Below are 12,874 nucleotides of genomic sequence, written 5' to 3' on the forward strand. Positions count from 1 at the left end.
CTAACTCAATTACTAGGTTTGTCACAGCTATAAGCATAAGATTGATATGTTGAAATATCACATTTGTCAGAGAAATTATTTATAAATAGAACATTGCCACCTGCTTTTAATACTTCATCAGTTAGAGGCTTATAATCTATTTCGCAATATACATTATTACTAAACAAGGGCTTTCTTGAATACGATGAGTATTTTTTTACAAGTTTTAACTTCTTGCATTTATTAACCCTTTCTATATTAAAGGTGATATCAATCTTACCATTTAATTCTTTTTTATTTCTCGACTTTAATTCTTTAACAAATTTAGAATCTGGCTTGATCTCAGGGCCAATTAATGTTTGTAGGCCATAATTTAGAAATTCAAAAGCAGCTTCTTTTCCGGCATATACGTTATATGAAGATAGCAATAAGTTACAGGCCACAGAGTGAATGATAAATGTATGTTTATAATATTTTAAATTCATTTAACGCGTACAATCCTGAGTGATTTTTATTAAATTAGAATTTGAGTTCCATGTACTTTTTCATTACGTATAATCTACATAAAATCAACGAATACTACTTGTTAACTCTAATGAAGCAGAAACAACAGGTAAAAACACAAACCAGAACCATCCCCATTTATTCAAATCTTTATATAATGATTTGATTGCAACAAAGAATATACATGCTTCAACAAGAGAAAAGATTATAAAAATAGATTTTAAAATATTTAGATTTTTTGTGGCTTCTATAGGATCACTAAATAACAATATATAAAAAGCTAATGCAATTAAAAGTGGTAAGCTAAAATATGTAAAGGATAGAATAAGTACAGGTCTTATCTCTTTAGACTTAATATCCTTAACACCTGACCAATGTAAATTCTTTTTAAACCACCATGTAACTAAGAACCAGAAAATAAAATAAGTAACAAGACCCCATAAACAAATATAAACAATGAAGCTTTGCCAAGTTGTATCTACATAATAGCTATATAAAAAACTATCCTTTGCTAAACCAAATGGTATTTCTAAGTCACGTAAATTATGAATGTGATTATAGAACACTAAAGAAACACAAATTAAATAATTTAAGAAATACAAAATAATCTTATTAATATTATTAGAATGTTTTTTTATAAACTCAATCGGCTTGAAGAAGCTTATTAAAAATGAAGAAAGTTTTGAAAACATAAATTAATAATCCTAAGTTATTTTAACTTTAACGTATCATCCGCACTACCTGTTCGAGCAAAGCGCACCTTCTCACCTTCTTTAGAGTATATTGCTTGATAACCGACATACCTCTCGACATAACCCAAATCAGAAGAATCTCTTAGCCGGTACCCTGCTCCAAGCAGTTTTCTTATTTTTATATTGTTCCCATTACTAGCTAAGTAATACGCATAAACCCCAAGCGTTCCTATCGCTAATAGAAGAAATAATGTTCTTTCTACTCTATTATTAAAATATGAAGAAAAGGGTCCCTTAAAGAAAAGCTCACTATTAAAACCAACAGGACAATGAATTTCTTTATCAAATCGCGGAGATAGAAGTACTATAAATCTCTTTTTCATAGTGACTCCGGACATCGATACGCAAAAGTTTTAGTTGTTGAAATATCACAGTAAACAGAATTGCTAACTAACGGCTTATTTGAATATGAAGATTTATCCATATACGACAACAACTTCACAACACTTATAAGAAAAAATACATTTAAAAGAACACCTAAGGCACTAAAAGAGAAGCTTAACAAAATTGCTGTTAATAAGATCCTAACAAATTTTAAATTACTATAATCCTGTCCAATGGATGCAAAAAGATCTGAATAACCAGGGAATGTCCCCATACTAAAAACCATAAATCCGACAAATGAATATAGATATTTATTTTTAAGATACATAAATGAATTATAACTTATATCTGAAAATGTTCACTGAATTTTATTTTGATTAAAAAGAGATATGTATAAACTAGGTGGTATGCGATGGATTTGCCCTCTCTCCCTCGCATCATGCTCGGTCGTCAGGGATGCTCGGCTTCAAATGCCGTCGTGGCATTTGCCGCCTCAACAACCGGAACAAAACATGAATCGAATCTGGACTTATCTTCAGGTTAAAAAAGAAAACCCAGGACAAGCCTGGGTTTTTCTTTTTTATTTTGGAGGACGAGACCGGATTTGAACCGGTGAAAAACAGTTTTGCAAACTGCCCTATTAGACCACTCTAGCACCCGTCCGCATGAATGATTTTAGATTTTCTATAATATGGATATTTTTTGATAAGTCAATCTAAATACTTAAGAATATTGACCTGCCACTAATGCAGCAGGCCTATATTAAGTATTGAAAATTAACTTGGAAGACGTAATTAAGCTTCGCGAATTACGTATTTGTCCTTACCTTCATCAACCATTTCACGTAGCTGCTTTCCAACTTTGAAGAAAGGTACTTTCTTAGGTGGAACCTTAACAACCTTACCAGTCTTAGGGTTACGCCCTTCATAAGCTTTGTAATTACGATTAGCAAATGAACCAAAACCTCTGATTTCGATTCTTTCGTCGTTAAATAAAGCATTGATCATGTCATCAAAACAAATATTTACAACTGTTTCGGCCTGCTTGTGAGTTACATTGGCCTGCTTTTCAATTGCTGCGATCAAATCTGCTTTTGTCATTTTTATCTCCTCTCTAACGTTACGAGAACTTATTTTACTTCTAAACTTAATTCCACGATATTTAGTTACCTACTTATCGTCCAAGTCTCTAAAAACATTAGATATATTTATAATGCCACAAAATATTTACTGCTACTTAGTGCCTGCTAAATCTTCCACATATTATAACATATTGAAATTACATAAAAACGGACAAAAACACGAGGAAATGTAAGAAATTAACCTAAAATTAAAGAAGTAATAGAAAAATGGCGATTAAGTACTTAGATATTTGAGGGATTTAAGCCAATGAAGGTAATTTATCTAATTCTATTCATGTTTATAACTAGTTCATGTGTTCCACAGGTTGCACGTCCAGACGGATTCTTTGACGATGTGGAATTCTCAGATACATGTGAAGGACTATACTTTCTCCTAAACGAAGGAAATGTCTGTGCTTCTTCATGTAATGACGGTGAAGTTGTTGCTGATGAAGAACAATTAGAAAAAATACTTGTCGATAATGATTTTGAAGAATTTATCCTAGATAATATCGAAATTTCTGAAGGTGTTTGTATTACTCCTCCTGAGGTTATTGAAAGACCAAGTGATTCAATTTTTATCGATGATGACTTTTGTATTTGTAAGAATCAAAAAGTGGCCTCAGTAACAAGTGGACCAGATTGTGCAGCGACATGTCTTGAAAAAGAAGTTACTGTTGCAACGATTTTTGGAAGTGTTACTCCAGGTGCAAAAGTAAAAGATGATGAACAGCTACAGAACCTATTTGGTTTTTGTAATAATGCTTTAGATAATACTCCAGACGGACAAGATGCGAACCCTCCATCATGTGAGCTCATTGCTACAGATATTGATGGAAGACGATTTGCAACGAACCTTAAAACTTATCAAGGAACAAACCTCTTTGAAGCGAATTTAGAATCAACTGGTGCGCGTTTTGGGGAAGCTTATACTTTTCATATCGAAGAGACAGGCTCAGGAATTGAAAACGCACAAAGTGATTACGAACAATTTAAATTATTTGAGCCAGGTGATGACGATGAGTACGAAGGAAACTTAAAGATTAAACTCGTTTCTCAATACACTTGTATGATTCGTGCAACGGCCACAAGCCCAAATTACGATGCATCACAATCAATTTATCTTGATACAATTAGAAAGCACTTCTATATGCCAATTGACTACCCTACACCTTACTTACCACCAGGTGTGAGTGATACAATCTTTTGTCATGACTATATTAAAGAAGGTCAAACTGATGATGCTCCACAGTTTTCAAGACTTGAGCTTACGCCAGGTCACTTCTCATTATGGGATGTAAATGATGTGCGCTTTATAAAAGATGGTGAGATTAGAACTGTTGATTACTTAATCAAACAGAGAATGATTGATATGGGTGCTAATGTTAGTGGAAATAAAGAATACTTTGCTCCGCTTGAAACATGTGTCGCTCCAAACGTAAGTGTTGAAGATGGTGGCATGCCAGAGGCCTGTACTTCAGCAGACTCAGGCTTAATCTCTTCAGGATTAGCAATGATTCCATTCTTTACTGACAATTCTGGAAATGCAATCTGTCCTGGTGAAGCTGAATATAATTCAAGCACAATTGAATTTAGAGCTATTGGAGAGATCGTTGGTGTCCCAACAGAGGGCCTCTACTTTGCCAAAGGGCCGAGAGAAGTTATCGATCTTGGTGACGGAAACAAACAAGAAGTAAAACCAGCAGACGTTATGTTCATTCGTGAGTCACAACTTAAAAAGATTTGGTTCCACCTAACAAGTAATGGTGTTCACTATAAACCAACAGCAGATACTGTATCGCAGCCAACGTATTTCTATTGGCCAGCAGATGAAGATGCCCCATACGTTCAAAAACGTGGATATCAGAAACTATATCAAGTTATGCACTCAAGTGAGTTAACAAGTAGTGGATACACAACATCTATTCCTACAACGATCAAACCACTTGATAGAAAAATGGCCTGTATTCCAATTACCCAACAGTAATCTTAGAAGGCCTTAAAGAAATTTAGAGAACACGTTCGACAAAAATGTCCACCGTTGGACCTAAGTAGTCTTTATATAAGAAATAAAGAATCCCTACTTTTAGACCTGTTGAGATTACAAAGAATAAGAGTCCTTTAACAAAACGGGTGAGGATAAAATCATCTTTTTTAATGATCTTACGTCTTAGAAAGAAGTTAATAATAATTAAGCCTATAATCGTAAAGAATGCCAGCTTCATAACCTTCTTATCTTGAGTTAATTCAAAAAGGTATAGTAAGGCCTTTTCATCCTTTACCATTCCAATGAGAAAGCTTGTAAGCCTCTCTGAGTTGATAAGAAAGCCGGCCATAGGCTTGCCTTCAAGAGATGAATGAATCATTTGAGCGATTTCATCATCAGGCATGTATTTGAATTGAGAATTAATCATTTTGATGGCCATACGCATTTGAGCAGGATTTGTTTTAGAAATACCTGTCGTGCCTAGGCCTTGGGGTAAAGCCTTAGAACCATTTGTCGATAGCTCACTGGCCTTTAATTTCTGACTCAAATCTTTTAGATTTGGTGTATCACCACTTTCGTCTTGGTCACTATTTTCGATTTGCTTTGAAAGAGTATTAATCGACTCTTGTAGCTCCTCTATTTTATTTTCATTTGATTGGTGATGCTGGCCACGATCGTAGTCCTCACCATAAGCAAAAACCCCATGCGTCCAAAAAAGAACGCATAGGGATAATATAAGAAAATTAAAATTAATTAATGTCTTAAGCTTGTGCATTTACTGTATTTGAACTCTTTCCATCTCTTAGACGATCAAATAATAAAACAACAGGTGCTGCAACGAAAACAGATGAGTAAGTACCAACAACAACACCAAGAGTGATTGCCATAAAGAAATCACGGATAGCGAGACCACCGATAAAGAACATTGTTGCTGATACAAATAGCGTTGTACCAGAAGTTAGAATTGTTCTTGAAAGTGTTTCGTTAATTGCATTGTTGATATGCTCTTTAATATCACGGCCGACAAACTTTGCCTCGTGCTCACGAACACGGTCATAAACAATAACCGTATCGTTTACTGAGTAACCAATAACCGCAAGAATGGCAGCAACAGTTTGAAGTGTGAATTCAGTTCCAGTAAGAGCAAAAACACCTAGGATGATTGAAACATCGTGGAATAGAGCAACAATTGCACCTGGTGAGTATTTAAAGTCAAAGCGAAGACCTACATAGACCATAATCGCTAGAAGTGCCCATAGCATCGCTAGGAAACCGGACTTTCTAAGCTCAGCACCGGCCTTTGGACCAACGATATCAACCTTTCTAATCTCAACACCGTCAGCTGCATACTTAGACGTTAAAGTCTTTGAAACCTTATCTGTTACTTCATTAAGGTTTTCTTCATTTGCCGAAACCTTAAGTAGGTATTCATTTTCAGATGCTTCACCAATTGTCTGCATTGTGATTCCAGAGAATCCTGCATCCTTCATGGACTTTCTTAATTCATTTAGGTTTTCAGATTTTTGAAACTTAACTTGAATTTCAGCACCACCACGGAAATCTACCCCATACTTCATTTTAGTTGCGATAAGGAAGACAGATCCGATTACTAATATTGCTGAGATAATTGATGTTATCCCAAACTTTTTTACAAAATTGATATTTGTATTACTTCTAATTATTTCAAACATTAATTACTCCAACCTTAAATACTTAAATCCTGACCTTCAACTTTATTCATATAGAATTCGAAGAAGATTTTAGAAACAAAGTAAGATGTATAAACTGTTGCAAAGATACCGATAAGTAGTGTTACCGCAAAACCTCTAATTGGACCTGTACCAAAGTTTAGTAGACAGATACCTGCAAGTGCAGTTGTGATATTGGCATCAATAATTGTCCAGAATGCAGAGTTAAAACCATTTTCAACGGCTTTATAGAAGCCTACATTCTTACGTATCTCCTCTCGAATACGCTCGTAGATAATGATATTAGCATCAATTGCCATACCAACAGTAAGAGCGATCCCAGCAATACCAGGAAGAGTAAGAGTAGCACCTAGCCCAACTAACATCGCAAGGATAATTAGAACGTTTAGTGCAAGAGTTGTAATAGCAAACATCCCAGAAACTCTGTAGTAAACTAAGATAAATCCAAATACAAGAACACACCCGATGATGGCAGCAAATCTTGCCTTATCAATTGAGTCAGCCCCAAGAGATGGACCAACTGTTCTTTGCTCTAAGAAATCAAGTTGAACAGGAAGAGCACCAGCTCTAAGAACTAAAGCAAGGTCTCTTGCTTCTTTCAGTTGCTCGTTGTAGCTCTTTCCACCAAGTGAAATCGTTGCACGTCCACCAGCAATTTTACCGTTGATACGCGGAGCTGAGTAAACATTTCCATCAAGTGTAATTGCCATTAAACGGCCAACATTTTCTCCCGTAACTTCAGCAAAGATCTTTGCTCCACGAGACTTAAAGTTTAGACCAACTTCTGGTTGATTATTTTGTTGTGGATTAAATTGAACTCTTGCATCTTCAAGGTCTTCACCTGTAAGACGTGGAGTTGCTTCAATAAGGTATGGTACAAGTTGTAAAATATCACCCTTAGCATTAGTCACACGCTCAAAAGCAAGAACATGGCCCTTAGGTAGGTCTTGTCTTACTAATTCATTAACCTTTGATACATAAGTTGAGAAACGCTCACCTTTTTTGTACTCAAGCCCTTCTTCTTTTGCCTTTGATACCCAACCCTGGATAGTTGCAGGAGCAATTTCAGAATTTACCATTTTGAACTCAAGCTTAGCTGTTTTACCAATAAGCTCTTTTGCTCTTTCAATATCCTTAACACCAGGAAGTTGAACAACGATACGATCTGTCCCTTGTGAAACGATTTCTGGCTCTGTTACACCAAATTCGTCAATACGGTTACGGATAACTTCAATCGATCTTTTTACTGACTGTTCTTCGATATCAGTTTTAACTTTCTTAGTTAGAGCGATTGAAATAGTACTTCCTGTATCACCTGTGATTCTGATTAAACCATTATAAGTGTCATGAATAACACTTTTTACAGCTTCATTATCAGCAGCTGAATTCAGAAGAATCTCAAGCTTTGGATCAAGAGGATCTGATGCATCGATATCACCTAGCTTGAATCCACTTCCCGTTTCATCTTTAAAGCTAAATTCTACACGACGTGCATAACCCTTTACTTCATCTTTATAAACTTTCTTAAAGTCGATCCCTAGGATCATATAAAGACCACCTTGAAGGTCTAGACCTAGGTTAATCTTGGACTTTACAGGAAAGTTATCTGTTTCTTTAAAATTAAATGCAGTAGGTACTATTGAAATACCTGAAATGATCGCTACGATAAGTAAAAATACGAAGCGATACCACCAGCCTCTTCTCATTAGATTCTCCTAATCCTTGGGTTTTCTTAGATTTTCTCAATATCTGAGTTAAATAAACTACAAAAATTATATGAGAATAACTACTTAAAAACAATATGAAGAATAGATTAATTTCAGAAACTTACGAGTCTTTTGATTTTGGGTTTTCTGCTTCGACTTTATCTTGTGATGCATCAACGACTTCATCCTGCCCAGACTCGAGCTGCGCATCGTTTTGTGTTGATTGATCGGCGACTTTTTCAGTTGCTGCTGAGTTTTGCTCAGCAGCATCATTTACGTGATCCATTAAGTCATCTTTGGCCTTTTGGAACTCTCTTAGTCCTTTTCCTAAACCTTTTGCAAGTTCAGGTAGTTTCTTAGGCCCGATAAAAATCAGGGCAAAAACTAAAACAATGAGTAACTCTCCAGCTCCAAAGCCACCAAACATACTTAACTCTCTTTAAGAATAAGACTATTTGTCTTGTTTATTAGAAAGGATTGCTTCTTCTAATCCACCAAGTTGTGAACGAAGAACCTTAATTTTAACACCTTCTGCAATTTCAAGGTCAACAATCTTTTCAGTCATCCCAACAATTGTACCAAAAATTCCAGACTTTGTGTAAACACGATTACCTTTTTCAAGAGTATCAAGCATTTTCTTTTCTGCTTCGATCTGTTTTTTCTGAGGTCTAAAAACTAGAAAATAAAAAATAGCGACAACAGCAATGATTGGAACAAAATTCATAGCAGTACTTGGCTGTCCAGCAGCTGCACCTTGTGCATATGCGTTTGAGATAAATAAATCTAACATTAATTTCTCCTAATAGAGTTTTAAATTATTGGCCTGCGGCCCATTTTCGTGAAGTGTATCTGTTATAAAATTCTTTATAATAATCGTCAAACCTATCATCAAGAATCGCTTGTCGTGCATCTTGAGTCATCTTAATCATGAAATAGAGATTATGATAAGTAATAAGGTTCCCAGCTAGAAACTCTCCAGTTGTATAAAGATGACGAATATATGAGCGTGAATAAGTCTTACAAACCTTACAATCACAACTAGGATCAGCTGGAAGAGTGTCTTCTCTAAAGCGAAGGTTTTTAATATTAAGTGGCCCATCATGTGTTAAGAACTGGCCGTTACGAGCGTTTCTTGTAGGAAGAACGCAATCAAACATATCAATACCAGCGCGAATCCCGTTAAGAATATCAAGCGGCTTACCAACTCCCATTAGGTATCTTGGTTTTTGATCAGGCATCGTGTGAACAAAGTCATTTAGGAAATCCACCATCTCTTCATTCTTTTCTCCAACAGAAAGTCCCCCAAGAGCAAGGCCTGGAAAGTCCATCTCTTCAAGTCGTTGCATACATTCCGTACGAAGGTCTTTATGGAGTCCTCCTTGAACAATTCCAAAAAGTTTTTGATAGTCGCGAAGCTTATAATCAATACAACGCTTGGCCCATCTTAAAGTTAGCTCCATACTTTCACGAAGAGTATCTTTTGTAGCAGGAAGTTTTGGGCATTCATCAAATGCCATAACAATATCTGAGCCTAGGCCCTTTTGAATCTCCATACTTTTTTCTGGAGAGATGAGATGCTTTGACCCATCGATATGTGAAGAGAAAGTCACCCCTTCTTCTGTAATTTTATTGATATCTGAAAGTGAGAATACTTGGAATCCACCTGAGTCAGTAAGGATTGGTTTATCCCAATTCATGAAGCCATGAAGGCCACCACCAACTTTTTCAATGAGCTCATGCCCTGGCCTTAAGTATAAGTGATAAGTATTTCCAAGAATAATTTGTGCATTCATTTCATACAAATCTTCTTGCCACATACACTTAACAGATGCACGAGTTCCAACAGGCATAAAGATAGGTGTTTTAATCTCACCGTGCTCAGTTGTAATTGTTGTTGCGCGGGCCTTACCGCTATATCCTTCAACTTTAATCATATTCAATTACCTCAATATCAACATCGCATCACCATAAGAGAAAAAGCGGTACTTCTCTTTCACAGCAATGTCATATAATTCAAGAGTCTTTTCACGACCGATTAACGCACTAACAAGCATAAGTAGTGTCGATTTTGGTAGGTGAAAATTCGTTATTAAACCATCAATACTTTTCACATCCACACCTGGATGAAGAAAAATATCTGTGTCCTTAAGTTCACCAGGAGTATAGTTATCAACTCCCGCCTGCCATATCGTCTCAAGTGTTCTTAAACTTGTTGTCCCAACAGCAAATCGTTTTTTTGCATTTTTAATCTTTTCAAAATCACTCTTATCAACGCAATAATTTTCACTATGCATTTTATGATCTTCTAGATTATCGACTTTAACAGGAGCAAATGTTCCAAGCCCAACATGTAATGTTACCTTGGCAATATCGTGACCTTCTTCTTTTATTTTTGATAGAAGTTCATCTGTGAAGTGTAGGCCAGCAGTTGGTGCAGCAACACTTCCCAACTCATTAGCAAAAACTGTTTGATAATCTTTCTTATCTTGCTCATCAGACTCTCCTCCTCGAATATAAGGAGGAATTGGAACAAGAGCATGTGCGTTTAAATAATTAATAAGATCATTACCAATGAGAGAAGGTCGAATCAAAAACTCCCCTTCTATATTTCCATTGATTTCAATCGTAAGTCCGTCTTCAAAATGATAGATATCACCAGCTTTCTTTTTCCCATTGGCCTTAACAAGAGCGCGATAAAGGCCATCTTTATTTGGATCAACAGTTAGAAAAAAGACCTCAATACTTCCACCAGTTTCTTTCTTACCTTTTAGACGACATGGAAACACCTTGCTCTGATTTAAAACAAGAGTTGTCTCCTGCGGTAGAAAATTAACTAACTCATTAAAAGTGTGATGAGAAACTGTATCAGTCTGACAGTTATAGACGAGAAGACGCGAATGATGACGTCCCTCAACTGGCCTTGTCGCAATTAGCTCCTTAGGCAAATCGTAGTCATATGCAGACAGTTGCAAATCTTCTTTATTTATAGGCTTATCCATAGGGCGGATAGTAGCGTGAAATTAGGTAATCGTCATCATGTAAGTTTTTCAAATTACAACTTTCTTATGTTCAATATTAGAGAAAACTGCAAAAACTTACAAAAATTAAAAGAGAGGGAATCTTGAAGCACAAATTATTTAAAATCGCTGCACTTTCATTAGTTATTTCAACAAATGCTATGGCCATGAATAAAGTAATCTACGGCCAGGATAATCGCGTTAGTATTGAAGAATCTGACAAAGGATTTCTTGTTGATAGTGTTGCAGCAATGGTACCAAGTTATATTTTTGCGAGATCAGAATCAGGTGAAGTTCTGGACTCGATTTTTAAGAGTTTTCCTACTCTAAAATCTCATAGAGGTTACCCAACGTGTTCAGATATGAAATTCAGATCTGAACCAACAATATCTAGCTGTACTGGTTTTTTAATTGGTGAAAACCTTCTTATGACAGCAGGTCACTGCATGATTAAGGGCGGGACTCAAGTAGCAGACACAGTATCAGAAAGCTGTAAGAATAATAAATGGGTCTTTAACTACAAGGCAACTTCTGTAAACTCAGATGGAAAATTAGTCATTGAAAAGAATGAAGTATATGGATGTAAGAGAGTTGTTGCAGCATCTTACACTGGTCTTCTAGACTATGCAGTCGTTGAACTGGATCGTCGCGCAGCAGATAAGAAGCCACTAAAGCTAAATCTTAAATCAACTGCAGTAAAAGAAGGTACTGATATTTATGTTGCTGGCCACCCTACTGGACTACCACTTAAGGTATCTGGTGATGCAAAAATTGTAACAAATAAACCATATCGAAATGATGTCACAACAGATCTTGATACATTTGCAGGAAATTCAGGTTCTCCTGTTCTAAATTCGAAAGATGAAGTTGTAGGAATTCTTGTTGCAGGTGAAATCGACTATGTTTTTGACTACGATAAAATGTGTTACCGCGTAAATAAGTGTGAAGGACAAGGTAAGAAATGTGACCGTATGTCTTATCCATCAAAAGGCGCAATGGGTGAAACTGTAACGAAAATCGCAGCAGCGAACCACGACTATGTTTTAAAGAAGGTTTTAGGTCCACTTTTCATAAACCAAAATGTTTACGAAGAAGAAGATGAAGAAGAAATCGTTGAAGAAGTTGAAGAGATCTTAAATGCAGGATTCTAAAACAAAGAAAGTCCAAAATGGACGTATCAGTAAAGAAGAAATTAATAAGCTTGAGCTTATTGATTTTGATGGAAAGATCCACCTAATTGATACGGAAGAGAAGTCGCAACATGCGCAAGAGAGTTTTCAAAAACATTTAGAAGATAATTCAATTACAGGCCTTGATACAGAATCAAGGCCTTCTTTTAAAAAGAGCGATAATTTTCAAATCAGTCTTGTTCAGGTTTCTTTTGAAGATGAGTGCTATCTTTTTCGCCTTAATCTAATTCAATGCCCAGATTACTTAAGAGAGTATCTCGAAAATCCTGATATTATTAAGACAGGTGTTGCCATTAAAGATGACTGTCGTGATTTAAAGAAACACTTTCAGATAACGGCTAAAGGCGTGATTGATGTTCAGGATCTGGCCAAGAAAGCTGGGTATGTCACACTTGGGCTGAGGTCACTAACGGGACTTCTAATGAATCGCAAGATCTCCAAGGCAGCAAAGCTTACTAACTGGGAAAATCCAAAGTTGACGCCACCACAGATACGTTATGCGGCCACTGATGCTTGGATTTCACTAAAGCTTTATCAGGCCCTAAAGTTGAAAGAATCGTAAACTTTATTCATTAAATCCCAACAT

Annotated in this window: 15 protein-coding genes and 1 tRNA gene; 3 read left to right on the forward strand and 13 right to left on the reverse strand. The window is 36.0% G+C overall.

Features of this window, described 5'->3' with window-relative positions:
• Positions 1–5 precede the first annotated feature (5 nt).
• The 6 genes from VCM44_RS09340 to VCM44_RS09365 all read right to left on the reverse strand — a co-directional run bounded on the left by VCM44_RS09340 (position 6) and on the right by VCM44_RS09365 (position 2,659).
• Positions 6–464, reverse strand: coding sequence for a hypothetical protein (locus VCM44_RS09340; RefSeq protein ID WP_334678637.1), 459 nt, complete (start codon positions 462–464; stop codon positions 6–8).
• 84 nt (positions 465–548) lie between these two features.
• Positions 549–1,175: a hypothetical protein gene (locus VCM44_RS09345; RefSeq protein WP_334678638.1), complete on the reverse strand. Its 627-nt coding sequence runs from the start codon at positions 1,173–1,175 to the stop codon at positions 549–551.
• A 17-nt stretch (positions 1,176–1,192) separates the two neighbouring features.
• Positions 1,193–1,558 carry a hypothetical protein gene (locus tag VCM44_RS09350; RefSeq protein WP_334678639.1) on the reverse strand — a complete coding sequence of 122 codons (366 nt, stop codon included), beginning with the start codon at positions 1,556–1,558 and terminating at the stop codon, positions 1,193–1,195.
• On the reverse strand, positions 1,555–1,887 hold the full coding sequence (locus tag VCM44_RS09355; RefSeq protein WP_334678640.1) for a hypothetical protein: 333 nt from the start codon (positions 1,885–1,887) through the stop codon (positions 1,555–1,557). Before VCM44_RS09355 ends, VCM44_RS09350 begins: the two co-directional genes overlap by 4 nt.
• Positions 1,888–2,145: 258 nt before the next feature.
• Positions 2,146–2,222, reverse strand: a tRNA-Cys gene (locus VCM44_RS09360).
• A 131-nt stretch (positions 2,223–2,353) separates the two neighbouring features.
• Entirely contained in the window at positions 2,354–2,659 is a 306-nt protein-coding gene (locus tag VCM44_RS09365; RefSeq protein WP_115363754.1) for an HU family DNA-binding protein, read from the reverse strand.
• Between the two features lie 315 nt (positions 2,660–2,974).
• Here VCM44_RS09365 and VCM44_RS09370 point away from each other — a divergent pair, with 315 nt between their 5' ends.
• Positions 2,975–4,666, forward strand: coding sequence for a hypothetical protein (locus VCM44_RS09370; RefSeq protein WP_133296988.1), 1,692 nt, complete (start codon positions 2,975–2,977; stop codon positions 4,664–4,666).
• 22 nt (positions 4,667–4,688) lie between these two features.
• On the opposite strand, the gene VCM44_RS09375 is transcribed toward VCM44_RS09370, so the two are convergent.
• The 7 genes from VCM44_RS09375 to queA form a co-directional block, all read right to left on the reverse strand.
• A complete protein-coding gene (locus VCM44_RS09375) occupies positions 4,689–5,441 on the reverse strand; it encodes a hypothetical protein (RefSeq protein WP_334678641.1) in 753 nt (250 codons plus the stop codon).
• A complete protein-coding gene (gene secF / locus VCM44_RS09380; RefSeq protein WP_115363760.1) occupies positions 5,428–6,357 on the reverse strand; it encodes a protein translocase subunit SecF in 930 nt (309 codons plus the stop codon). The genes VCM44_RS09375 and secF overlap by 14 nt, the downstream gene beginning before the upstream one ends.
• 14 nt (positions 6,358–6,371) lie before the next feature.
• Positions 6,372–8,081 carry a protein translocase subunit SecD gene (gene secD, locus VCM44_RS09385; RefSeq protein ID WP_115363762.1) on the reverse strand — a complete coding sequence of 570 codons (1,710 nt, stop codon included), beginning with the start codon at positions 8,079–8,081 and terminating at the stop codon, positions 6,372–6,374.
• Positions 8,082–8,202: 121 nt separating this feature from the next.
• Positions 8,203–8,508 carry a Sec-independent protein translocase subunit TatA/TatB gene (locus VCM44_RS09390; RefSeq protein ID WP_115363764.1) on the reverse strand — a complete coding sequence of 102 codons (306 nt, stop codon included), beginning with the start codon at positions 8,506–8,508 and terminating at the stop codon, positions 8,203–8,205.
• Positions 8,509–8,532: 24 nt separating this feature from the next.
• Positions 8,533–8,871 (reverse strand): preprotein translocase subunit YajC, encoded by a 339-nt coding sequence (gene yajC / locus VCM44_RS09395; protein WP_115363766.1) that lies wholly within the window; start codon positions 8,869–8,871, stop codon positions 8,533–8,535.
• Positions 8,872–8,896: 25 nt separating this feature from the next.
• Positions 8,897–10,015 carry a tRNA guanosine(34) transglycosylase Tgt gene (gene tgt, locus VCM44_RS09400; RefSeq protein ID WP_115363768.1) on the reverse strand — a complete coding sequence of 373 codons (1,119 nt, stop codon included), beginning with the start codon at positions 10,013–10,015 and terminating at the stop codon, positions 8,897–8,899.
• Positions 10,016–10,021: 6 nt separating this feature from the next.
• A complete protein-coding gene (gene queA, locus VCM44_RS09405) occupies positions 10,022–11,080 on the reverse strand; it encodes a tRNA preQ1(34) S-adenosylmethionine ribosyltransferase-isomerase QueA (RefSeq protein ID WP_334678642.1) in 1,059 nt (352 codons plus the stop codon).
• 122 nt (positions 11,081–11,202) lie between these two features.
• Between queA and VCM44_RS09410 the strand changes: the two genes are divergently transcribed.
• A complete protein-coding gene (locus tag VCM44_RS09410) occupies positions 11,203–12,249 on the forward strand; it encodes a trypsin-like serine peptidase (RefSeq protein ID WP_334678643.1) in 1,047 nt (348 codons plus the stop codon).
• Positions 12,236–12,850 (forward strand): 3'-5' exonuclease, encoded by a 615-nt coding sequence (locus VCM44_RS09415; protein WP_334678644.1) that lies wholly within the window; start codon positions 12,236–12,238, stop codon positions 12,848–12,850. The genes VCM44_RS09410 and VCM44_RS09415 overlap by 14 nt, the downstream gene beginning before the upstream one ends.
• Positions 12,851–12,874 lie beyond the last annotated feature (24 nt).

It is taken from the genome of Halobacteriovorax sp. DPLXC-1 (assembly GCF_036903125.1).
Classification (GTDB): domain Bacteria; phylum Bdellovibrionota; class Bacteriovoracia; order Bacteriovoracales; family Bacteriovoracaceae; genus Halobacteriovorax_A; species Halobacteriovorax_A vibrionivorans.